The sequence below is a fragment of the Streptomyces sp. NPDC045955 genome, assembly GCF_056430805.1.
Map to the genome: position 1 here is coordinate 269,095 of NZ_JBWKKY010000008.1, position 23,403 is coordinate 292,497.

The 23,403-nt window shown below is 71.5% G+C and carries 17 protein-coding genes and 2 pseudogenes; 5 read left to right on the forward strand and 14 right to left on the reverse strand.

The window, feature by feature from the left end; translation table 11 throughout:
- Both AC07F0_RS19080 and AC07F0_RS19085 read left to right on the forward strand, forming a co-directional pair.
- The coding region (locus AC07F0_RS19080; RefSeq protein ID WP_478980251.1) for an acyl-CoA dehydrogenase family protein at positions 1-995 on the forward strand (995 nt) is incomplete at its 5' end.
- On the forward strand, positions 992-1,390 hold the full coding sequence (locus AC07F0_RS19085; RefSeq protein WP_478980253.1) for a RidA family protein: 399 nt from the start codon (positions 992-994) through the stop codon (positions 1,388-1,390). The genes AC07F0_RS19080 and AC07F0_RS19085, both read left to right, overlap by 4 nt.
- Before the next feature lie 85 nt (positions 1,391-1,475).
- Here AC07F0_RS19085 and AC07F0_RS19090 read toward each other — a convergent pair whose 3' ends face one another.
- The 6 genes from AC07F0_RS19090 to AC07F0_RS19115 form a co-directional block, all read right to left on the reverse strand.
- Positions 1,476-1,781, reverse strand: a complete 306-nt coding sequence (locus AC07F0_RS19090; protein WP_478980255.1) for an ArsR/SmtB family transcription factor — start codon at positions 1,779-1,781, stop codon at positions 1,476-1,478.
- Between the two features lie 56 nt (positions 1,782-1,837).
- Positions 1,838-2,137: a hypothetical protein gene (locus tag AC07F0_RS19095; protein ID WP_478980257.1), complete on the reverse strand. Its 300-nt coding sequence runs from the start codon at positions 2,135-2,137 to the stop codon at positions 1,838-1,840.
- Positions 2,138-2,286: 149 nt separating this feature from the next.
- Positions 2,287-3,051 carry a class I SAM-dependent methyltransferase gene (locus tag AC07F0_RS19100; protein ID WP_478980259.1) on the reverse strand — a complete coding sequence of 255 codons (765 nt, stop codon included), beginning with the start codon at positions 3,049-3,051 and terminating at the stop codon, positions 2,287-2,289.
- 111 nt (positions 3,052-3,162) lie between these two features.
- A complete protein-coding gene (locus AC07F0_RS19105) occupies positions 3,163-4,359 on the reverse strand; it encodes an aminotransferase class V-fold PLP-dependent enzyme (protein ID WP_478980261.1) in 1,197 nt (398 codons plus the stop codon).
- A 5-nt stretch (positions 4,360-4,364) separates the two neighbouring features.
- Positions 4,365-5,684 (reverse strand): pyridoxal-phosphate dependent enzyme, encoded by a 1,320-nt coding sequence (locus AC07F0_RS19110; RefSeq protein ID WP_478980263.1) that lies wholly within the window; start codon positions 5,682-5,684, stop codon positions 4,365-4,367.
- Positions 5,681-7,183 carry a Y4yA family PLP-dependent enzyme gene (locus tag AC07F0_RS19115; RefSeq protein ID WP_478980265.1) on the reverse strand — a complete coding sequence of 501 codons (1,503 nt, stop codon included), beginning with the start codon at positions 7,181-7,183 and terminating at the stop codon, positions 5,681-5,683. Before AC07F0_RS19115 ends, AC07F0_RS19110 begins: the two co-directional genes overlap by 4 nt.
- 447 nt (positions 7,184-7,630) lie before the next feature.
- Between AC07F0_RS19115 and AC07F0_RS19120 the strand changes: the two genes are divergently transcribed.
- Positions 7,631-8,251, forward strand: coding sequence for a hypothetical protein (locus AC07F0_RS19120; protein WP_478980267.1), 621 nt, complete (start codon positions 7,631-7,633; stop codon positions 8,249-8,251).
- Between the two features lie 23 nt (positions 8,252-8,274).
- On the opposite strand, the gene AC07F0_RS19125 is transcribed toward AC07F0_RS19120, so the two are convergent.
- Positions 8,275-8,805, reverse strand: a complete 531-nt coding sequence (locus AC07F0_RS19125) for a DUF488 domain-containing protein (protein WP_478980269.1) — start codon at positions 8,803-8,805, stop codon at positions 8,275-8,277.
- Between the two features lie 567 nt (positions 8,806-9,372).
- Between AC07F0_RS19125 and AC07F0_RS19130 the strand changes: the two are divergent.
- A pseudogene (locus tag AC07F0_RS19130) lies at positions 9,373-10,372 on the forward strand (helix-turn-helix domain-containing protein); the annotation flags it as partial.
- Between the two features lie 91 nt (positions 10,373-10,463).
- On the opposite strand, the gene AC07F0_RS19135 reads toward AC07F0_RS19130, so the two are convergent.
- Positions 10,464-11,993 (reverse strand): helix-turn-helix domain-containing protein, encoded by a 1,530-nt coding sequence (locus tag AC07F0_RS19135; protein ID WP_436725568.1) that lies wholly within the window; start codon positions 11,991-11,993, stop codon positions 10,464-10,466.
- 84 nt (positions 11,994-12,077) lie between these two features.
- The gene (locus tag AC07F0_RS19140; protein WP_086602445.1) at positions 12,078-12,278 is read right to left on the reverse strand and encodes a DUF4236 domain-containing protein; all 201 of its coding nucleotides are present in this window, start codon (positions 12,276-12,278) and stop codon (positions 12,078-12,080) included.
- A gap of 264 nt (positions 12,279-12,542) precedes the next feature.
- Between AC07F0_RS19140 and AC07F0_RS19145 the strand changes: the two genes are divergently transcribed.
- Entirely contained in the window at positions 12,543-15,341 is a 2,799-nt protein-coding gene (locus tag AC07F0_RS19145) for an aconitate hydratase (RefSeq protein WP_478980271.1), read from the forward strand.
- A gap of 94 nt (positions 15,342-15,435) precedes the next feature.
- Here the strand turns inward: AC07F0_RS19145 and AC07F0_RS19150 are convergent, their stop codons facing one another.
- The 5 genes and pseudogenes from AC07F0_RS19150 to AC07F0_RS19170 all read right to left on the reverse strand — a co-directional run.
- Positions 15,436-16,794 carry an ABC transporter substrate-binding protein gene (locus AC07F0_RS19150; RefSeq protein ID WP_478980273.1) on the reverse strand — a complete coding sequence of 453 codons (1,359 nt, stop codon included), beginning with the start codon at positions 16,792-16,794 and terminating at the stop codon, positions 15,436-15,438.
- Positions 16,795-16,906: 112 nt separating this feature from the next.
- Positions 16,907-18,214, reverse strand: a complete 1,308-nt coding sequence (locus AC07F0_RS19155) for a sugar ABC transporter permease (protein WP_478980275.1) — start codon at positions 18,212-18,214, stop codon at positions 16,907-16,909.
- The gene (locus AC07F0_RS19160) at positions 18,205-18,984 is read right to left on the reverse strand and encodes an ATP-binding cassette domain-containing protein (RefSeq protein WP_436725563.1); all 780 of its coding nucleotides are present in this window, start codon (positions 18,982-18,984) and stop codon (positions 18,205-18,207) included. Before AC07F0_RS19160 ends, AC07F0_RS19155 begins: the two co-directional genes overlap by 10 nt.
- Before the next feature lie 14 nt (positions 18,985-18,998).
- A complete protein-coding gene (locus AC07F0_RS19165) occupies positions 18,999-20,075 on the reverse strand; it encodes a substrate-binding domain-containing protein (protein WP_478980277.1) in 1,077 nt (358 codons plus the stop codon).
- A 619-nt stretch (positions 20,076-20,694) separates the two neighbouring features.
- Positions 20,695-23,229, reverse strand: a pseudogene (locus AC07F0_RS19170) (SpoIIE family protein phosphatase); the annotation flags it as partial.
- Positions 23,230-23,403 lie beyond the last annotated feature (174 nt).

The window sequence follows — 23,403 nt, forward strand, 5'->3', positions numbered from 1 at the left end:
AGGGCGGTTTCCCGGGTGGAGTGGTCTGCGGCGGTGGTGCTGGGGCGGCGGCTGACGGCGGTTCCCCGGGCAGGGCCGCCTCCGACGGTGCTCGGGGGCAGGCCGGGGCCGGTGGTGCTCAAGGCTCCCGATCCGGTGGCGGCGGCTCATCGGGCCCGGCGACACCCGACGGCACTACCCGGAGTGCTCGGGCCCCTGCCGGCGGCTCTCCGGGATCCGGGCGCTCGGTCTACGACGTACCGGCCCCGGCCGAACTCGCCGCCGACCCCGACGGCTCCGCCCGCTGGCGTCTCACCGGTGCGAAGTGCTGGATCTCCAACGCGCCCGAGGCCGACTTCTACACCGTCTTCGCGCGGACCACCCCGGGGGCGGGGGCGCGTGGCGTCACGGCGTTTCTCGTGCCGGCCGACCGTCCGGGGCTGACCGGGTCGGGGCTCGACATGCTCTCCCCGCATCCCATCGGCGCGCTCGACTTCGACGCCGTGCCGGTGACGGCCGGCGACGTGCTCGGCGAGGTGGACGGGGGGTTCCGGGTCGCCATGGGGACGCTCAACCTGTTCCGTCCCAGCGTCGGCGCCTTCGCGGTCGGCATGGCCCGCGCGGCGCTCGACGCGACCCTCGCGCACACCGCCGGGCGGGACGCCTTCGGCGGCAAGCTGAGGGACCTGCAGGTCGTCTCCCACCAGGTAGCCGAGATGGCCCTGCGCACGGAGGCGGCCCGGCTGATGGTCTACGCGGCGGCGACGGCCTACGACGAGGGCGCCCCGGACGTGCCCCAGCGGGCCGCCATGGCGAAACTGCTCGCCACCGAGACCGCGCAGTACGTCGTCGACACGGCCGTCCAGCTGCACGGCGCCCGCGCGCTGCAACGCGGTCACCTGCTCGAACACCTCTACCGGGAGGTGCGCGCCCCCCGCATCTACGAGGGGGCCAGCGAGGTCCAACGCGGCATCATCGCCAAGGAGTTGTACGCGGCACACCAGGAGGCCGGATGACCATCGAACGCGTCAACCCGCCCGGCCTCGCCCCGCCGGCGGGCTTCTCGCACGCCGTCGTGGCCTCCGGGTCCAGGCTGGTGTTCCTGGCGGGACAGACCGCCCTCGACGGCGACGGCAAGGTGACCGGCGCGAGCCTGCCGGAACAGTTCGAGAAGGCCCTCACCAACCTGCTGGCCGCCCTCGCGGCGGCCGGCGGCAGGCCCTGCGACCTGGCCCGCGTCACCGTGTACGCCACGGACGTCGCCGCCTACCGCTCCCACGCCCGCGAACTGGGCCGCCTCTGGCGGAAACTGGCGGGCCGTGACTACCCGGCCATGGCGGTCGTCGAGGTCGTCCGGCTGTGGGACGAGGAGGCGTTGGTGGAACTGGACGGCTTCGCGGTGTTGCCGTAAGGACGCGGTGGACTCGCCACCGAAGCTCCTGCTCACCGGCACCTACCGCTGCCGGAGCTCCAGCGGCCCGGTCTTCGTCAGCTCGCTACTCCTGTGCGTGCCGGATGGCGTCCAGCACGATGTGTGCCACATGGTCGTCGGTGAGGGTGTACCGCGTCTCGCGGGCCTGACGCCGGGCGCTGACGATCCGGGACGTGCGCAGCACCCGCAGATGCTGGGAGACCAGCGGCTGGCTCACGCCCAGCGCGGTCACCAGCTCATGGACGTACTTGCCGCCGCCGGACAGTTCGCGCACGATCCCCAGCCGTACGGGCGAGGCCAGCGCGCGCAGCAGCTCGCTCGCCACCTGCAGGGTCTGGTCCGGCTCGTCCGTCGGAGGAGAGGGCGTCATTATCATATGCACACATTAGCATATGACAACGATTTCCAGTATGCCGGGCAGGTGCCTCAGTGGTCGTCCCAGTGTCCCTCGTGGGCGGCGTGCCGGTGACCGTCGTGCACGTAGTCGGTGTGGTCGTCGTGCCGCACGGCCATGTGGCCGCAGTTGTCGCCGTGCTGGTGGTCATGGTTCTGGTGCACCGCGTGGCCGCCGTTCGCGCACTCGTCGACGTGGTCCTCGTGCATCCGGTGGATGTGGCCGTCGTGGGCGTAGTCCGTGTGGTCGCCGTGCGGGAAGGCGACGTGGCCGCAGTCGTCGCCGTGGGCGTGCGTGTGGTTGTCGTGGGTGAGGTGTTCGGCGGTGGTCATGGGGGTGGCTCCTCGCGTGTGCTCGTACTGCCCATGGCGCTTCGGCCCGGGCTGTCATGGCGACATTAACATATAGCGATTCCTGCATGTATTGTCCTGGCGGCCGGCGCCGCCCGCGAGCCGAGGGCGGCGCAGGGGTGACGCCCGGGTCAGCGAACCGCGACGACCACGCAGCTGTCGCCGTACTGCCAGACCGGGCCCGCCGTGGCGAAGCCCGCCTGCCGCAGCAGCTCCAGATGGGCGGAGAGGGGCAGTTCGGCGGGGCGACCGGTGCCCGCGGGCGCCTCGCGGCGGCGGCGCTCGGCGAGCAGGTCCGTCAGCTCGGGGTCGTCGGCTACGGCGGCCCACCAGGAGCCCCAGTCCTCGTGTGCGAACACCTGCTGCCGGTCCGCCCGGCACCGCCCGACGTGGGCGGCGATCCCGGCCGGGCCCGTGTCGTCCTGGGGGAGATGGTCGCCGTTGACCAGGACGCCGCCGGGCCGAAGCAGCGCGGCGAGCTGCAGGTAGACGCGCAGCAGGGTGTCGCGGTCGAGGTAGTGCAGGGCCGTCGTGGAGACGGCCGCGTCCAGGGGCCGGTCCAGGTCCAGGGTCCAGGTCCAGCCGGGTGCGCCGATCTCGGCGTCGACGTAGCGGGCCGCGTCCGGGTGGTGGGTCCGGCCCAGCTCCAGCAGCACGGGATCCCGGTCCACGGCGACGATCTCCGCGTCCGGCAGCCGCCGGACCAGCCGGGCCGCCAGGGAGCCGGGCCCGCAGCCCAGGTCGACGACGAGGGGCCGGGAGCCCTGCCCTGCCGTCACGTGCTCGACGACATCGGCGATCACCGTGAACCGCTCCTCGCGGTCGACCGCGTACCGCCGCTGCTGGAGCTCCCAGCGCTCCACCCATCGCTCCGCCGTCGCCAGACTCAGCCCCATCCGGTCGCGCCACCTTGCCGTCTCGCACCTGATCCTTGCCGGTCCGAGCCTACAGGTGGAAACGGTTCCCATTACGCATAGTCGGGGAGTCGCTTACGCCTGGCGGGGGAGTCACTGGAGTGAAGCGAGGACGGACAGCAGCCGGTCGATCTCCTCCACGGTGTTGTACACATGCAGACTCACCCGGACCGAACCGGTCTTCTCGCCCGCGTCGCCCTGGCAGTGGTTGTCCGAGCGGACCATGAAACCTTGGCTGAAGAGGATGAAACCCAGATCGCCCGAGTCGATGGCGCGGTGCCGCAGGGTGACGATGCCCTGGCGCCGTTGCACGGTCGAGTCGGCGGCCAGGCTCAGCGGGCAGCCGAGGATCTCGTAGGCGTCCAGATGGCGCAGCCCCTCGGTGAGCCGGGCCGCCAGGGCGACCGTCCAGTGCTCGACGCGCTCCAGACCGGCGGCGTCCAGCCAGTCCAGGGCCGCTTCGAGCGAGGCGATCCCGACCGTGTTCGGGGTGCCGCTCCACCCGCCGGGCGTGAACGCCGGGCCGCGCTCCTGCCGGGCCCACACCGCCCCGGATCCGGGCAGGGCCAGCGCCTTGTGCCCGGAGAAGACGACGAAGTCGACGTCCAACTCGGCCACGGACACCGGCAGATGCCCGACGCTCTGCGCCGCGTCCAGACAGATCACCGCGTCCGGGCCGACCGCCCGGCGGATGCGCTGCACGTTCATGTCACCGCCGTAGACATGGTGCACATGGGTCGTGGCGACGAACCGCGTGCGCGGCCCGGCCCGTTCGGCCAGCGCACGGTGGTCGTAGTCGCCGGAACCGCTCTGGTACGGCATCGGCACCACCCGGATGTGCGTGCCCTCGCGGGCGAGCAGCCGCTGGGCCTCCCGCCACGGCGCGATGTTGGCCTGGTGGTCGGCGTCCGGTACGACGATCTCGTCGCCCTCGCGCAGGAACCCCGGCAGCCAGTCGCGGGCGATCGTGCGCAGCCCCTCGGTCGTGCCGCTCGTGAAGTGGACGGCGGAGCGCTCCGGTTGCCGGTCGCCCAGGAACCGGGCGACGCGCTCGCGGGTGCGCTCGACCAGCTCCGTCGTCCGGTTGGCCCACGGGTAGGTGCCGCGTGCCGCGTTGGCGTTGCCGGTGGTGAGATACGTCTGCACGGCGTCCAGCACGGCCTGCGGTTTCTGGGCCGTCGCCGCGCTGTCCAGGTACGCCAGCTCCGGGTGCCCGGTGACGATGGGGAACTGGGCGCGCAGCGCCTGCTGCCACAGGCGCAGATCCTCGCGGATCGCGGGTGCGGTCATGGCGGTCAGTCCCGCACCAGGGGCGCGCCCGCGTCCCGCCAGGCGATGATGCCGCCGGCCAGGCTGCGTACGTGCGGATGGCCCATCCGGGTCAGCAGCGCCGCGTACCGGGCGGACTGCTCGCCCACCGGGCACGCCAGCAGCACCGGGCGGCTCCGGCTGAACGGCAGTCCGCCCTGGAGGAGTTCGGCGAACATCTCGTCGACGATGTTGACCGACCCGTCGATGTGCAGCGCCGCGTACGCGAACGGGCTTCGCAGGTCGACCACGAGCGGTCCCTCGGAGTCGATCCACCGCCGGGCCTCGGCCACCGTGACCGACGGCGCCCCGCCGACCTCCGCCTCGGTGAGATCGGCCGGCGAGTTCTTCCGGGGCGGCCGGCCCAGCAGGTCGGGCCGCCGCTGCCGGACGTAGCTCAGATAGCTCTCCACGCGGTCGCAGACGATGAACACCGCCGTCCGGCGCTCGGTCAACTCCTCGTCGACGGCGCGCAGATGACGCACCGCCCCGTGGTAGGCGGCGCCGCCGGTGGGCCCGCCCAGGATGCCGCAGCGGCGGTTCAGGGTCAGCATCCCCTCGATCGCCTCGTCGGAGCTGACCGACTCCATCGTGTCGTAGGTCTCCGGGTCGAACAGGCCGACCTCCTGCACCTCGTCGAGGGTGCGGATCCCGGGGATGAAGTCGGACTTGGCCGCGACCAGCCCGACCACCCGCACCGAGGGATCCTCCTCCCGCAGGGCGCGGGCCACACCTGTGGAGGAACCGGCCGTGCCCACACAGGCGACGAACCAGTCCGGCACCCGGCCGTCCAGGTCCTTGACGATCTCCGGGCCGGTGCCGGTGAGATGCGCCTCGGTGTTGCGCGGGTTGAAGTACTGGTCCGTGTGGAGGTAGGCGCTGCCGGAGGCGGACAGCGTGCGGTGGAAGAGGGTGAGCGGGTCGTCCGTCGCGGTCGGGTCCAGGCACTCGCTCTGTCCCGGCAGCTCCTCGATCTCCGCGCCGAGCAGCAGCAGGAGGTCCTTGATCTCCGGGACCCGCATCCGATTGGTGACGCTCTTGAAACCGAGGCCGTGCATGCCCGCCAGGACCGCCAGTGCCTTCGCCGTGTTGCCGCTGGACAACTCCACGACCTGGCTGCCCTGTTCGACCGCCTCGGCCAGCAGCGGACGCGCCATGTTCCAGGCCGCCCGGTCCTTGACCGAGCCGAAGGGGTTGAGCATCTCCAGCTTGGCGAACAGGTCGATGTTGCGCAGGCCGTGCACGGCCGGGTCGATCCGTACCAGAGGGGTGTTGCCTATCGCATCGGTGATGCTGTCGTACCTCACTGAGCTCCCCCCGAGGGCGTGATCGGCCAGAACTGCTCGTCCAGGCACCAGCGCCAGACGTCACCGTCCTGCCAGGCGGCGACCTTGCGGGCGGCCGGCTGGTGCTGGGCGCGGGTGGCGTGGAAGTCCATGGCGTAACCGGCGGTGTTGGCGAAGGCCAGCAGGTCGCCGGGGGCCGGGCGGCGCGGCAGGAACACCGTGCGCCGCGTGATCAGATCCGTCTCCAGGCACAGGCCGCCGAAGAGGTGCACGGCGACGGGCCCCTCGCCCGGCCCCGCTCCGCTTCTGGGGATGACGACCGGGTCCATCAGCACTCCGTGGTCCTCCAGGGCGATGTCGTCCGCCTTCGCGGCCAGCCGTACGAGCAGTGCGCCGCCCGCGTCGTGGGAGCGGACCTCCAGCACCTTCGCCAGGGTCAGGCCGCACTGGTCCAGCAGCGCCCGGCCGGGCTCGCTGTGCAGGTCGTACAGGTGCTCCAGCAGCAGCGCGGCCAGCGGGCGGCCGCCCAGCGAGGCGGCGGGCTGGGCCAGCAGCTCGTCGAGATAGGCCGCGCCGGCGACGGACCGGTGGGCGGGGTAGAGGCCGAGCGCGCCGCGCAGGGTGCCGGACTCGCCCCGCAACCCGTAGCCGTGGCCGCCCCAGGTCAGCGGTGGGCGGCGGCCCAGGACGGCGGCCGTGAGCGCGCTCGTGTACGCCTCCCACTGCTCCCGCTCGGCCAGGTAACTGACGCCGAACCCGCCCCCGATGTCCACGGCCCGGGGCCGCAGCCCCCGGCTCCGGCATGCCTCCAGGGCCGCGAGTGACCCTTCGAGGGCGGTCGCCTTCTCCGCGACGCTCGTGGTGTCCAGGTGGTAGGCCACGCCCGTCAGCTCGACCGCGTCACCGTGGCGCTCGACCGCCTCCAGCAGGGGATCCAACTCCCGTACGGGCGTGCCGAACCGGCTGCGCCGGCTCAGCGTCTTCACCCCCGACGTCTCGAAGCCCGACAGCCGCAGCAGCACCCGCACCGGGGCGAGCGCGTGCCCCCGCACCAGTGCGGCGAGCTCGTCCAGTTCGGCGACGCCGTCGACGCCGACCGTGACGCCCGTGCGGGCCGCGAGCCACAGGAACTCGCGGTTCTTCGGACCCGTGGCCATGATCCGGTCGGCTGTGAAACCGGCCCCCAGGGCGTGCTGCAACTCGCCCAGCGACGCGACGTCCACGCCCGCGTCCGTGGCGGCGAGCCGGCGCAGCAGCGCGCTGGACCGGTTCGCCTTGTGGGCGTAGTAGACCTGGCCGGACAGGTGGTGCCCGCGGTACACGGAGCGGAACCGCTCCAGGTTCTCGGCTATCTGGTCCGGCACCACGACATGCAGGGGCGAGCCGAGCCCGTCGGTGAGCGAGTGCAGTGTCCCCGTCGCCGCCAGGAGCGACCCGAGCCGCGGCTCCAGTCGGGGTTCGAGATACAAGGGCCGGCCGTCCAAGCGCACTCCCTCCCCTGTAGCGGCTGTGCCCGGCATCCGGGCACGTCCGACACTCCCCGCGTTTCGCCGTATAGCCCATATCCATTCTTCGGTGGCTTTACGCCCTGTAAGGCCCGGTCCTGTCCCCGCGCCGGTGTGAAGCGGATCACGGGCCGACCGGACGGCGCGCGCCGGGCGCGGGGCCGAGGCGTCCGCCGTTCGGCCGAGGCGGCGGCCCTCCGCTACGACGCAGAGTGGGGTGCGGCCCCCGGCCTCCGCACCGGAGGTCCGGGCCGGCCCGGTAGGCGGCACCGTGACGACGTCGAACAGCGTCACGACATGGGGATGATCACGCAACTTGGCCAGGGCGCGGCGTGTGACGGGCCGGTGACATTCGGGACGAACCCGTAGCGGGTGTACGGGGCAACGTGTGCGGGGGGTGACGGGTCGTAGTGGGTGCAAGGGCGGAAGCCCGCGCATTCACACGAAGACCATGGGGAAAGCATGAACGTCCGTACCCGAGGCATCCGTACCACCGTGGCCGCGCTGGCGGCCGCCGCCGGTGTCGCCGCACTCGCCGTCCCGGCCAATGCCGCCACCGCACCGGCTTCCGGCACACCCCGGTTCCTGGAGCCGGCCGAACTGCCGCCGCACCCGACGTCGCCCTGGTACGCCGGTCCGGTCACCGCCGGCCAGCCGGACCCGCTGCCGGCCTGCGTGGGCGATGCCCTGCCGTCCATCGCCTCCCACCGCTCGTACTGGACCGAGTACGACACCAACGCCCAGCAGATCACGGTCGTGGAGCGCAGTGAACAGCGGGCCAAGGACTTCGCGGCGCTGCTGCGCAAGGATCTCGCCGGCTGCGCGAAGAAGCTGATGGAGCAGGACCCCGACATCACGGCGACGCAGAAGAACTACGGGCGGCTGCATGTCGAGGAGGGCGCCCATGTCTACGGCATCCACACCGCTTCGGCGTGGGGTTCCTCCGACATCGGCCTGTTCTCGGTCGGCCGCGACGGCACGACCGTGACGGTCGTCCGCTGGGGCCAGATGGGCAACTTCCAGCATGCCCAGGTGTCCGACTTCAAGGCCACCACCGTCACGGCGGTCAACAAGCTGTACTGACAGCGCTGGCGGTACTGACGGGCTCAGTCGCGCCCGTCGTACACGAGAAGCGCGTCGTCGCGCAGCCGTGCGCCGGGCGTCGGCGCGTGAGCGCTGAGACGCCCGTCGTGCATGAGGTGGTGAGCCGGTACGCCGCGCGCCAGTACAGCGAAGTCGGCGATCAGCCGGCGGTGGCAGCGCCACCAGACCGCCTCGCTGCACATCACGGCGGTGCGGACGTGCGCGGCCTCGCGCAGCACCCGGTCCATCGCGGTGACGAACTCGGGGGTGCGGGTGTGCGCGGCGTAACCGCGGAAGGAGGCGTTGCGCCAGACAGTGTCCGGGCTGTCCACCGGAGGGGTGCGGAACCCGCCGAGAGCGGGTTCCCACCGGTAGGCGATGCCGCGGCCCGGCATCCACTCGGCGAGCCGCCGCCGCGACAGATCGGGGTCGCGGCGGCTGCCGGGTGCGGTCCGCACGTCCACGACGGCCGTGACACCGGCGTGGCCCAGCAGCTCGGCGATCCGGTCCCGGTCGGCGGTGCTGTGCCCGAAGGTCAGCAGAGGCACGTCCACAGCGCCGGACTTTCCCGTTCTCGCGGTCCTACACCCGACACGCGGTCGATGCCCGGGGCGCGGATCATCCCTTCCGCACCGGTACCACGACCATCCCCGCACAGTGACGTGCGGCGGCGCCGACACCGCGAGGCGAAGGCCTCGCCGATGTCCGGCGGCCAGGGGCTCCATCCCGGAGCGCAGGGGGCAGTGGCTTGAGCAGCCGCCGTCGACGGGCGGCACGACACCGCCGTCGCGGGTGGGGGACGGTGCGGGGACCGGGGCCGGTCATGCGGACTGCTCGGTGATCTCGACGAGCTTCGGCGCGATCCGAGCCAGCTCCTGGGGTGCGGACTGCTTCGCCATACGGTGACTCCTTGCGGTGATGCGAACACGTGACCGGCAGTTCCACTCTGTGTGGCGGAGGGTCTGCCCTGCAGCCGCAGCGCGCTCCGTGGTCTGGTCCGGGCGTCGACCAGCTGCCTGCGATATCGAGGAAGCCCCAGGGCTCACGCGTGCGGAAGGTACCGTCGTGACAGGTACCGACAGGGCCCCTCAGGCCGGGTGAAGCGTGTTTGGCCTGGCTGCATGGACACCGCCCACGCCATCCGCGAGTTCCTCGCCACCCGCCGCGCGAAGCTCACCCCCCAGCAGGCGGGCCTGCCCGCCTTCGGCGGCAACCGGCGTGTCCCGGGCCTGCGCCGCGAGGAGGTCGCCCTACTGGCCGGTGTCAGCATCGGCTACTACGTACGCCTGGAGCGCGGCCACCTCGCCGGGGCCTCCGAGGAGGTCCTCGACGCCGTCGCGAACGCCCTTCAGCTCGACGAGGCCGAACGCGCCCACCTCTACGACCTGGCCGCAGCCCAGCGCACGCGCCCGGCCCGCCGCAGCAAGAAACCGCGCGGGCCCCTCCCCGCCAGCATCCAGCGCGTGCTGGACTCCATCACCGAGAGCCCGGCCTTCGTCCGCAACGGGCGCCTGGGCTGGGCTGCGCCCACCTCTACGACCTGGCCGCAGCCCAGCGCACGCGCCCGGCCCGCCGCAGCAAGAAGCCGCGCGGGCCCCTCCCCGCCAGCATCCAGCGCGTGCTGGACTCCATGACCGAGAGCCCGGCCTTCGTCCGCAACGGGCGCCTGGACATCCTGGCCATCAACCGGCTCGGCCGCGCCCTCTACGCGCCGCTGTTCGCCTCCGGCACCCCACGACCGGTCAACATCGCCCGCTTCCAGTTCCTCGACCCGCCGGCCGCGGGTTCTTCCCCGACTGGGACGCCTCGCTCAACACCACCGTCTCGCTGCTGCGCACCGAGGCAGGACGCGCCCCGCACGATGCCGAGCTCACCGGGCTGATCGGGGAGCTGGTCACCCGCAGCGACGAGTTCCGCATCGCCTGGGCCAAGCACAACGTGCGTCTGCACCACACCGGGCGCAAGCCGTTCCGCCACCCCGAGATCGGCGAGATCGTCCTCGACTTCGATGCCATCGCCCTGCCCGCCCAACCCGGGCTGACCCTCACCGCGTACAGCGCTGAGCCGGGCACCGCGGCCCACGACGGATTGCGCCTGCTGTCCGCCTGGGCGGCCACCGAGGACAGCGACCCCGCCGTCCGCGCTGCCGACCAGCCGCAGGACGCGCCGCTTCCACCGAGCGTCCGCACAGGGAGTCCCGAGAATCCGTCGTTCAGATGTCCCGGAAGATCTCGATCTGCGCCCCGATCGAGTTCAGCCGCTCCGCCAGGTCCTCGTAACCCCGGTTGATGACATACACGTTGCGCAGCACCGACGTGCCGTCCGCCGCCATCATCGCCAGCAGGACGACCACCGCGGGGCGCAGGGCCGGCGGGCACATCATCTCGGCGGCGCGCCAGCGGGTCGGGCCCTCCACCAGGACACGGTGGGGGTCCAGCAACTGCAGTCGGCCGCCGAGGCGGTTCAGGTCCGTCAGGTAGATCGCGCGGTTGTCGTAGACCCAGTCGTGGATGAGGGTCTTGCCCTGGGCGACCGCCGCGATGGCCGCGAAGAACGGGACGTTGTCGATGTTCAGGCCGGGGAACGGCATGGGGTGGATCTTGTCGATCGGCGCCTCCAGCTTGGAGGGCCGGACGGTGAGGTCCACCAGCCGGGTGCGGCCGTTGTCGGCGAAGTACTCGGGCGTGCGGTCGTGGTCGAGGCCCATCTCCTCCAGGACCGCCAGCTCGATCTCCAGGAACTCGATCGGTACGCGGCGCACCGTCAGCTCCGACTCGGTGACCACGGCCGCCGCGACGAGGCTCATCGCCTCGACCGGGTCCTCGGAGGGGGAGTAGTCCACGTCGACGTCGATGGTGGGCACGCCGTGCACGGTGAGCGTGGTGGTGCCGATGCCGTCGACCTTGACGCCGAGCGCCTCAAGGAAGAAGCACAGGTCCTGGACCATGTAGTTGGAGGAGGCGTTGCGGATGACGGTGGTGCCGTCGTGCCGGGCGGCGGCGAGCAGCGCGTTCTCGGTCACCGTGTCGCCGCGCTCGGTCAGCACGATCGGACGGTCGGGGCTGACCGTACGGTCCACCTGGGCGTGGTACTGGCCCTCGGTGGCGGCGATGTCGAGACCGAACCGGCGCAGTGCGATCATGTGCGGCTCGACCGTGCGCGTGCCGAGGTCGCAGCCGCCGGCGTAGGGCAGCTTGAAGTGGTCCATGCGGTGCAGCAGCGGGCCGAGGAACATGATGATCGAGCGGGTGCGGCGGGCCGCGTCCGCGTCGATGGCCGCCAGGTCCAGCTCGGCCGACGGCACGATCTCCAGGTCGACACCGTCGTTGATCCACCGGGTGCGGACGCCGATCGAGCCCAGCACCTCCAGGAGGCGGTACACCTCCTCGATGCGGGCGACGCGGCGCAGCACCGTGCGCCCCTGGTTGAGCAGTGAGGCGCACAGCAGCGCGACGCACGCGTTCTTGCTCGTCTTCACGTCGATGGCGCCGGACAGCCGGCGGCCGCCGACCACCCGCAGGTGCATCGGACCGGCGTAGCCGAGCGACACGATCTCGCTGTCGAGGGCCTCCCCGATACGCGCGATCATCTCAAGGCTGATGTTCTGGTTGCCGCGCTCGATCCGGTTCACGGCGCTCTGGCTGGTTCCGAGCGCCTCCGCCAGCTGCGACTGGGTCCAGCCCCGGTGCTGCCGGGCGTCACGGATGAGCTTGCCGATGCGTACGAGGTAATCGTCTGCCATGCGGTTGAGGTTATCTCAGATATGAGATGGCGCCCGGCCCGGGGGTCCATTCGGGTGAGGGGAAGTCAATCCTCCCCGGTGGCTTCAGGGTCGGCGACTCGTGCGCGTGCGCCGCCATCCGAAAGGTCCGGGCAAATCCATGGATGTCGTACGACGTCCCGTACTGCTGCGGGTGTAACGCGGGCCGTTCTTTCCGCCGCCGGTCGTGATGGACCAGGAACGCTTGTTGATGTTCAGGCGCACCCCCGGAAGGATCCGGAAACTCTTGCGGAACGTGAGCGGCATGCCTGTCTCCTCTCCGTTTGCGGCGTGGACTCCTGGTTCGGATACCCCGGAGAGGGGTGTGCATGACCGCACGGCGGACGCCCGGGCATGACCTTCCGGCCCCGGTGTACTAGAGTTATCTCGACATCGAGATATCTGCCGGGGAGCACCGCAGCCGCCAGCCCCGGTAAGGCGTGCCTAACTTAGCCTTACCTTAGCGGATCGGCCGAGATGCCGTGGCGGCAGGATCGTGGTGGTACGCGCACATCAATGAAGGAGACTGTCGTGTCGGCGAACAGCTTCGACGCCCGCAGCACGCTGCAGGTGGGCGACGAGTCGTACGAGATCTTCCGGCTGGACAAGGTGGAGGGCTCGGCCCGCCTTCCGTACAGCCTCAAGGTCCTGCTGGAGAACCTGCTCCGCACCGAGGACGGCGCGAACATCACCGCCGACCACATCCGTGCCCTCGGCGGATGGGACTCGCAGGCCCAGCCCAGCCAGGAGATCCAGTTCACGCCGGCCCGCGTGATCATGCAGGACTTCACCGGCGTGCCCTGTGTCGTGGACCTCGCGACCATGCGTGAGGCCGTGAAGGAACTGGGCGGCGACCCGGCGAAGATCAACCCGCTGGCGCCGGCCGAGCTGGTCATCGACCACTCCGTCATCGCCGACAAGTTCGGCACGAACGAGGCCTTCGCGCAGAACGTCGAGCTGGAGTACGGCCGCAACAAGGAGCGCTACCAGTTCCTGCGCTGGGGCCAGACCGCCTTCGACGAGTTCAAGGTCGTACCCCCCGGCACCGGCATCGTCCACCAGGTGAACATCGAGCACCTGGCGCGCACGGTCATGGTGCGTAACGGCCAGGCGTACCCCGACACCCTCGTCGGCACCGACTCGCACACCACCATGGTCAACGGCCTGGGTGTCCTCGGCTGGGGCGTCGGCGGCATCGAGGCCGAGGCCGCCATGCTCGGCCAGCCGGTCTCCATGCTCATCCCGCGCGTCGTCGGCTTCAAGCTCACCGGTGAGCTCACGCCCGGCACCACCGCCACGGACCTCGTGCTGACCATCACGGAGATGCTGCGCAAGCACGGCGTCGTCGGCAAGTTCGTCGAGTTCTACGGCGAGGGCGTCGCCGCCACCTCCCTGGCCAACCGCGCCACCATCGGCAACATGTCGCCGGAGTTCGGCTCGACCGCCGCGATCTTCCCGATCGACGACGAGACGATCAAGTACCTCAAGCTCACCGGCCGTTCCGAGCAGCAGCTCGCCCTCGTCGAGGCGTACGCCAAGGAGCAGGGTCTCTGGCTGGACCCGGCCGCCGAGCCCGACTTCTCCGAGAAGCTGGAGCTCGACCTTTCGACGGTCGTGCCCTCCATCGCCGGCCCGAAGCGCCCGCAGGACCGTATCGTCCTCGCCGAGGCCGCCCAGCAGTTCGCGAAGGACGTCCTCAACTACGTCGACGCCCCCGTCGCCCAGCAGGCCGCCGCCTCGGCCTCCCCGGTGGACGAGGCGAGCGCCGAGTCCTTCCCGGCCTCCGACGCCCCGGCCTACGGCCACCAGGAGAACGGCGCCGGCGCGCCGCAGCACGCCGACGGCACCGGTGCCGTCGTCCCGTCGAACCCGGTCACCGTCACCGCCCCCGACGGTACGAAGTACGAGCTGGACCACGGCGCGGTGACGGTCGCGGCCATCACCTCCTGCACCAACACCTCCAACCCGTACGTCATGGTCGCCGCCGCGCTGGTGGCCAAGAAGGCGGTGGAGAAGGGCCTGACCCGCAAGCCGTGGGTCAAGACCACCCTCGCCCCGGGCTCCAAGGTCGTCACCGACTACTTCGAGAAGGCGGGCCTGACGCCCTACCTCGACAAGGTCGGCTTCAACCTCGTCGGCTACGGCTGCACCACCTGCATCGGCAACTCCGGCCCGCTGCCGGAGGAGGTCTCCAAGGCCGTCAACGACCACGACCTCGCGGTCACCTCGGTCCTCTCCGGCAACCGGAACTTCGAGGGCCGGATCAACCCCGACGTCAAGATGAACTACCTGGCGTCCCCGCCGCTGGTCGTCGCCTACGCGCTCGCCGGATCCATGAAGGTGGACATCACCCGTGACGCCCTGGGCACCGACCAGGACGGCAACCCGGTCTTCCTGAAGGACATCTGGCCCTCCGAGGCCGAGGTGAACGAGGTCGTGGCCAACGCCATCGGCGAGGACATGTTCTCCAAGTCCTACTCGGACGTCTTCGCGGGCGACGCCCAGTGGCAGGCGCTGCCGATCCCGACCGGCAACACCTTCGAGTGGGACCCGCAGTCCACCTACGTGCGCAAGCCCCCGTACTTCGAGGGCATGACGATGGAGACCACCCCGGTCTCCGACATCTCCGGCGCCCGCGTGCTGGCCAAGCTGGGCGACTCGGTCACCACCGACCACATCTCCCCGGCCGGTGCCATCAAGGCCGACACCCCGGCCGGCAAGTACCTCACGGAGCACGGCGTCGAGCGTCGCGACTTCAACAGCTACGGCTCGCGCCGCGGCAACCACGAGGTCATGATCCGCGGCACGTTCGCCAACATCCGCCTGCGCAACCAGATCGCGCCGGGCACCGAGGGCGGCTACACGCGTGACTTCACGCAGGAGGGCGGCCCGGTCTCCTTCATCTACGACGCCTCGCAGAACTACCAGGCCGCCGGCATCCCGCTGGTCGTCCTGGCCGGCAAGGAGTACGGTTCCGGCTCGTCCCGCGACTGGGCCGCCAAGGGCACCGCGCTCCTGGGCGTCAAGGCCGTCATCGCCGAGTCGTACGAGCGCATCCACCGCTCGAACCTCATCGGCATGGGCGTCCTGCCGCTGCAGTTCCCGGAGGGCCAGTCCGCCGAGTCCCTCGGCCTGACCGGTGAGGAGACCTTCTCCATCTCCGGCGTCACCGAGCTCAACGAGGGCACCACCCCGCGCACGGTGAAGGTCACCACCGACACCGGCGTCGAGTTCGACGCGGTCGTCCGCATCGACACCCCCGGTGAGGCGGACTACTACCGCAACGGCGGCATCATGCAGTACGTGCTGCGCAGCCTGATCCGCAAGTAAGCGGGCACGTAAGGCAGTTCAGGGTAGTTCGAGGGCCGCGTTCCCGGGTGACCGGGGGCGCGGCCCTCGCCTTGGTGCAGGTCCTGGCGCCGGGTCACTCGCCCCGGTACTTCGCCGCCGCCGCGTGTGCGAGGTCCTGCGACTTCTCCAGGGCCTGGTCCACCGACTGCTGCCCGGCGATGGCAGCGGCGATCTGCTCGGAGACCGCCGTACCGAGCACGGCGAACTCGGGGATGGCCAGGAAGCCGATACCGCTGTAGGGACGGGGGCCGACGCCGGGGTTCCTCGGGTCGGCGGAGTCCGTCGCCGCCGTGTACTCCTGCCGGTACCAGGCACCGGCCGCCTGCTGGTACTCGGGGTTGGCGTAGAGCGACTTGCGGTTCCCGGCGGGCGCCGCGGTCCAGCCCATCTCCTGCCCGACCAGCTCCTGGTACTCCTTGGAGGAGGCCCAGGAGATGAACTTCCAGGCGGCGTCCTTGTTGTCGCTGGCCTTCTGGATGCCCCACGCCCAGGTCCACAGCCAGCCGGCCTTCTCCGTCCTGTCATGCGGCGCCGGGACGTAGCCGACCTTGCCCTTGACCGCCGAGCTGTCGGCCTCGACCGACGAGGCCAGGACGGTGGCGTCGTACCACATGGCACACCTGCCCGCCACGAAGGCGTCAAGGACTTCCAGGAAGCCCATGCGGTGGGCGTTGGGCTGACCGTGCTCGCGCACCAGATCGACGTAGAACCGCACCGCCTTGCGGAACTCCGGTGAGGTGAGCCGGGCGTTCCACTCCATGTCGTACCAGGCGCCGCCGAAGGTGTTCACAACCGTGTTGATCGGGGTCAGGTTCTGCCCCCATCCGGGCAGACCGCGCAGACAGATGCCGCTTGTGCCGTCGGTGCCGTCGATCTCCGCCGCGAGCGAGGCGACCTGGTCCCAGGTCGGGTTCGCGGGCATGGACAGTCCTTCCTTGCGGAAGAGGTCCTTGCGGTACGCCAGGAAGGAACCCTCCCCGTAGAACGGCTGGGCGTAGAGCCTGCCATCGGCCCCGGTCAGAGATTCGACGAGGTTGGGGAAGATGTCGTCCTGGTCGAAGTCCTTGTCCGCCTGCACGTAGGAGTCCAACGGGGCGAGCCAGCCGCGCTCCGAGTAGATCGGCACTTCGTACGCGCTCACGCTTGCCACGTCGTAGTGCCCGGCCTGGCGGGCGAACTCGCTGTCCATCCTCCTGCGGACGTCGTTCTCCGGCAGCAGCGTGTAATTGACCTCTATGCCGGTCTCCGCGGTGAAGTACCTCTTGGTGAGCTTCTTCAGGTCCTGCATCGGAGGGTTGCCCACGCTGAGTACGTTGATGCTGTCGTTCGATCCGCCTGGCGGTGGCGGGTCCGCATCCCCGCAGCCCGAGAGGATCAGGCCGGTGACGGCCATGGCAACCATGGCCAGCCGGGCGAGGCGGCTACGTTTCATGACGCTCCGATGGACAGGATGCCGGTCCTTGGCCCTCGCGTGGCCCCCTACCCACCCCCATCGCACATTTAGACATTTAACCAGAAGAAAGGTCTATCGGGCATAGCGGGTGTCACGGACGGCCTCTCCGGGCCTCCGCGCGTCTGGTGAGCGCGTCGGCCGCGACGGCGGCCAGCAGTACCCCTCCGGTGATCATGAACTGCACGGCGTCCTCCACCCCGAGCAGCCCCATGCCCGAGGCGATCGACTGGATCACCAGCACACCGAGCAGCACGGACCAGGGCGAGCCGCGTCCGCCGAACAGACTCGTACCGCCGATGACGGCCGCCGCGATCGCGTTGATCAGCAGCATCCCGGAGCCGGCGGCACGGGCCGTCGTGGGGCTCGCCGAGGTGAGACCCGAGGCCACGAAGAGGCCACCGAAGGCGGCCAGCGTTCCCGACACCATGAACATCGCGATCCGCACCCGCTCCACCGAGATGCCCGCCCTGCGCGCCGCCTCGACCCCGCCGCCGAGCGCGTACACGCGCCGGCCGTAGCGGGTGCGGCGCAGGACGTAGTCGGAGACGACGAGGACCGTCAGGAGGATCAGCAGGGCGAGCGGAAGCCCCTGGAACCGGTTGAGGGTGTAGGCGGAGGCGAAGGAGATCGCCGCGAGGACACCGGCGCGCACCACGATCTCGGGCGTCTGCCGGTAGGGCATCCCGGCGGCCCGGTGGCGGCTGCGCTTGCGGTGGGCGGCCAGGAGGTACCCGGCGGTCCCCAGCGCCGCCACCGCGTACGCGGCCACGTCGTCGCCGAAGTGCCGACTGGTCAGGGAGGCGACCAGGCCCTCCTCGTCGATGTTGATCGTGCCGCTCGCGCCCAGCAGGTAGAGCGTCAGGCCGTTCCAGATCAACAGCCCCGCGAGGGTCACGACGAACGCGGGCACGCCGAGCCAGGCGAAGAAGAACCCGTGGAAGGCGCCCACGACCATGCCCCCGGCGATCGCCACGAGCACCGCGAGCCCCTCCGGCATCCCCTGGTTCACGTTCAGCACGGCGAACACGGCACCCGCCAGGCCGCTGACCGAACCGACCGACAGATCGATCTCCCGGATCAGCAGCACGAACACGATGCCGACGGCGACCAGGCCGGTCCCGACGATGTCCACGCTGAGGTTGGACAGGTTCCGCGGCGAGAGGAAGTTGTCGTCCAGCGCCTGGAAGAGGCCCCAGATCACGATCAGCCCGGCGATCACCAGGAGCGGTCCGCGCTCGCCCTCCCGCACACTGCCGCGCACCTCCAGGGCGTAGCCGCGCAGCGTGCCGGACCAGCCGCGGGTGCGCGGCGCGCGGCCGGGCGCGACCGGCGGCCCGGCGTCACCGCCCGGCGCGGCCGGCCCACCGCCGCGGTGCGGCCCGCCCCCGGTCACGGCCATGCCTCCCCGCCGCCCTTCGTACGATGTGCCACGGCGTTGTCCGCCGCCCCGGTGACGGAGGAGATGATCTGCTCCTGCGTCACGGTGCTCACGTCGAACAGACCGTTGTTGCGGCCGAGGCGCAGCACGGCGACCCGGTCCGCGACGGCCTTGATGTCGCCCATGTTGTGGCTGATCAGGATGATCGCCATACCGCGGTCGCGCACCTCCTCGATGAGGTCGAGCAGATGGCTGGTCTGCTCGACGCCCAGGGCGGCGGTGGGCTCGTCGAGCAGCAGGACCTTGGGCGCGCCCATGAGCGAGCGGGAGATCGCGACGGCCTGCCGCTGCCCGGCGGACAGCGCCGCGACCGGCATCCGCACGTCGGGGATACGGATCGACAGGGTCCGCATCAGGTCGCGGGCCCGGCGCTCCATCTCCACCTCGTCGAGGATGCCCACCCGGTCGATCTCCCGGCCGAGGAAGAGATTGCCCACGACATCGAGGTTGTCGCACATGGCGAGGTCCTGGTAGACGGTCGCGATGCCCAGGGCGTGGGCGTCGTGGGGGCGTTTGATCTGTACGAGGTGCCCCTCCCACTCGATGACGCCCCGGTCGGCGGGGCTGACGCCCGAGATCACCTTGATCAGCGTGGACTTGCCGGCACCGTTGTCGCCCGCCAGGGCCACGACCTCACCGGCCCGGACCTGGAGATCGACGTCCACGAGCGCCTGCACGCCACCGAACCGCTTGGAGATGCCGCGCAACGCCAGTACGGGCGGATGGGCCACGGGGATCACCTCCCTCACCGGGTGAGCCCGATCCGGTCGCAGGCCGGCCGGAGCTTCGGAGTGCAGATCTGGTCGATCGTGTAGACGCCGTCGCGGACGAGCGTCCGACCGATGGTCTCGGCCGTCACGGCGACCGGATCGAGCAGCAGCGCCGGGACGTCCCGCGTGGTGGGACTGTCCACGGTCGACGTCACGAGCGCGTCCAGGTCGTTGCCGCGCGCCAGGGCGACGGCCATGGCGGAGGCCGCCTCGGTCTCCTGCCGGAAGGGCTTGTAGACGGTCATGTACTGCTCGCCCTTGACGATGCGCCGCACGGCGTCCAGGTCGGCGTCCTGGCCGGTGACCGGGGGCAGCGGCGAGACACGGGCGCTCTTGAGCGACGCGATGACGCCGGCGGCGATCGAGTCGTTGGCCGCGAGCACCCCGTCGATCTGGTTCGGGCCGAGGGCGCTGATCGCGGCGGACATGTGGTCGTGCGCGTTCTCCGTGCGCCACCCGAGGGTGTTGTACGACTTGAGGATGCGCACCTTGTCCCGGAGGACGGACCGGGCGCCGCCCTCGTACCAGGCGGCGTTGGGGCTGGACGGGTCGCCGTTCACCATGACGACGCCGCCGTCGTCGGCCCTGGCTCCCATGCCCTTCAGCAGCGCCTCGCCCTGGAGCCTGCCGACCTGGCCGCCGTCGAAACTGACGAAACCCGAGATCGGGCCCTCGGCGAGCCGGTCGTAGGCGATGACCGGGATGCCCGCGCGGTCAGCCGCGCGGACGGAGGAGCGCAGCGCCTTGGGGTCGACGACGTCCAGGAGCAGGACGGACACACCCCTGGTGATCATGGAGTTCATCTGCTGCCGCTGGCTCGCCGCGTCGTTCTCCGCGTTGGCGTACAGGACCCGGCAGTCGGAGCACAGCTCCTTCACCCGCTTCTCGATCATGGGCTTGTCGGACTGCTCCCAACGGGGCACCGCGCGGCTCGGCAGCAGCAGCCCGACGGTGGACCCGTCCTCGCCGCCGTCCTCGCTGCAGCCGGCCAGCGCCACCGCCATGACAGCCGCGACGAGCCAGGCCCCCACCCGGCACCTACGGCCCCTCATCCCGCCACTCCCTCCTGGGCCCGGCGTCGTTCCCGACGGCGCCCCGGCCCGGGGCCCGGCCCCGGCTCGCGTCGCTGTCCGGGCGCCCGTCCTGGCTCCGGGCCCGACCGCGGTCCGGGGGCTGGCCTCGGTTGCTGTCCGGGGTCTGGTCTCCGCCCGGGTTCGGGTTCCGGTTTCGGTCTTTGGCCTGGTCGTCGTGGTCCGGGGCGCGGTTCTCGCCCTGGTCACGGTCACGGTTCCGGTTCCGGCCCGATCCGGGAGTCCGGCCTTCGCCCGGGTTCGGGTTCCGGTTTCGGCCTTTGGCCTGGTCGTGGTCCGGGGCGCGGTTCTCGCCCTGGTCACGGTCACGGTTCCGGTTCCGGCCCGATCCGGGAGTCCGGCCTTCGCCCGGGTCCGGGTTCCGGTTTCGGTCTTTGGCCCGGTCGTCGTTGGGGTCCGGGGCGCGGCTCTCGCCCGGGCCCTGCTCGCGGTCGCGGTTCCGGTTTCGGCCTGAGCCCCTGGAGCCTCTGCTCCGGTCGCGGCTTCGGCCCATGACCCAGTCTCGGCTGCGGCCGATGCCCCAGCCCCGGTCCCGGGGCGGCTGCGGTTCCTCCGTCGGCGCGCTCGCCGGCTCCGCCTCCGGCGCCGGTTCCGCTTCCGGTTCGCCGTCCGCCTCCGGGCGGGACACGACGATCTCGCTCCACACCTGCTTGCCGCCGCCGACCGGCACCGAGCCCCAGGCCGCCGACAGCGCCTCGACCAGGAAGAGCCCGCGGCCGCCGGTCGACTCCCAGTCGACGACCACCGGCTTGGCCGGGGCCCGCGGCGAGGAGTCGCTCACGGTCACCCGCAGCCGGTCCGCGGCCAGAGTCAGGTCCAGCCGGAGTGCGCCCTGCGTGTGCACCAGCGCGTTGGTGACCAGTTCCGACACCACCAGCAGCACGGTGTCGGCCTCGTCCACGACGTCCCACGACCGCAGCGTGCGCGCGCTGAACCGGCGGGCGTGCATGACCGCGTCCGGCAGCCGCCACACCACCCAGCCCGCCCGCACCGGCCGCACCCGCATCCCGTCGTAGCGCAGCAGCAGCAACGCCACGTCGTCCTCCCGGCGCCCGGCCTCGCCCAGCAGGTCGTCGGCCATCCGCCCCGGGTCGGCAGGGTCCGCCGCGGCGAGCAGCTCACGCACGATCCGCATGCCCTCGTCCACGTCCAGTTCGGCCGACTCGACCAGGCCGTCCGTCACCAGCGCGAGCACCGAGCCGGGCGCCAGCGCCACCGCCGTCAGCGGGAACTCCGCGTCCTCCAGCACGCCCAGCGGAAGCCCGCCCTCGACCGCGATCTCCTCCGTGCCGCCGTCGGGATGACGTACCAGCGGGGACAGATGCCCGGCCCGCACGAACAGCGCGTTGCCCTCCTCCATGTCCAGCTCGACATAGCAGCACGTGGCGAACAGGTCGGTCTCCATGCCGACGAGCAGCCGGTTGGCGTGCGCGACGACCACGTCCGGCGGATGACCCTCCACCGCGTAGGCCCGGACCGCCGTGCGCATCTGGCCCATGATCGTCGCGGCCCCGGCACTGTGCCCCTGCACATCCCCGATGACCAGGGCGACCTTCCCGTCCGACAGGGCGATCACGTCGTACCAGTCGCCGCCCACCTGGAGTCCGCGCCGGGCGGGCAGATAGCGGGCCACGGCGATGCCCCCGGGCAGCTGGGGGAGACGGCGCGGCAGCAGGCTGCGCTGCAGCATCGTCGCGAGTTCCTGCTCGGCGTCGTAGGCGTGCGCGCGGATCAGGGCCTGCCCCACGAGGCCCGCGGTCGCCGTCAGCAGGGCCCGCTCCTCGGGCGCGAACTCGTGCGGCGCGTCCCAGCCGACCAGGCACACCCCGGCCACCCTGCTCTTGGCCGGCAGTGGCAGGACCGCGAGTCCGCCGGGGCCGATCCCCGCGAGGCCGGGTTCCAGCGCGGTACCCGCCGGCCACAGGCTCATACGCCCGTCCCGCAACGCCGCATGGAGCGTGGGCAGGGCGGTGACCGGCGCGTCGGGCCACTCCGAGCGCCACTCGGAACGCCACAGCTCCGGCCAGGCACCGGCACCCGGTGGATCGAGCACGGTGACCGCCAGCCGGTCCTCCAGCAGTTCGGCGAGCGCCACCCGGTCGGCACCCAGCGGCTCGCGCAGCGCGGCGACCACCACGCGGCTGACGTCCCGGACGGTCGTGGCGTCGTCGAGCGCGGCCGTCAGCCACTGGATCCGGGCGACGTCGCTGGCGCTCCGCCGCAGGACCGGAGCCGCGGTCACCACGCCCAGCACCCGCTCCGGGGCGCCGTCGGGCCCCTTGAGCACCCGGCAGCTCAGGCGCAGCCAGCACAGTTCACCGGTGGCCCGGCGGGTCCGGAACTCCAGTTCCCGGCGCCCGGGGGTCTGCGGGGACGGTTCGATGACCGACAGCAGCGCCGGGACGTCCTCCGGGAGGCTGTACGAGAGCAGGCTGTCGGTCTTGCCGTCGAAGCCGCCCTCGGGGATGCCGACCAGTTCGAGCAGGGCCGGATCGGTCTCGACCAGACCGGTGCCGGGTGTCAGGGCGAAGGAACCCACCCCCAGGGCACGCAGCGCGGAATCCAGCAGGGGCGAGGGGGCGGACCGGTCGGCCTCTCCCCGGAGCCGCCCGGAGACGGCCTCGGCGTACCGCTCCAGGAACTCCCGCTGCTCGGCCCCGAACCCCTCCCCGGACTCTCCCACCACGGCCAGGCATCCCAGCCACCCGCCGGCGGCGCCCAGCGGCACCGCCCCGAGCGGCGGGCCCGTGGCCCCGCCCTCCTGCCGGCCCGCGAGCCACAGCGGCCGCCCGCTCCGGAAGGCCTCGACCACGACGGAGCCGCTGTCCCCGGACACCGCCGCATAGCCAGGCGCCGGAGTGGGCGAGGTGCCCCCGCCGTGCCGCACCCGACCCGGCAGCCCGTACCGCTCCGGATCGGCACCGGCGGACTCCACCAGCTGGAGCTCCGCACCGTCCTCGCTCCGTACGTACACAGCCGCCAGTGCGACTCCGGCGAACGCCAGGACTCGCTCCCGCGCGGCGGACTCCGGCGTGGGGCGAGGCAAACCTGCGCCCCCGTTCCCCGGCGCCCGAAGACCGGGAACCGCGGCCCGGGCATCGCCGTAATGGGGCATGTCCGCATCCACCTCCCGTCCATGCCGCAGCCACCGGCAGGTGGGAGTCCCCGGAACTCAGGCGACGACGACGCGGCGGATCCACGCCCACATGAGCGGCAGGACACCCTCACAACAGAATCGCATACCTGGATAACAGCGACATATGGGATGAAGCAGAGAATCGTCCAGGGC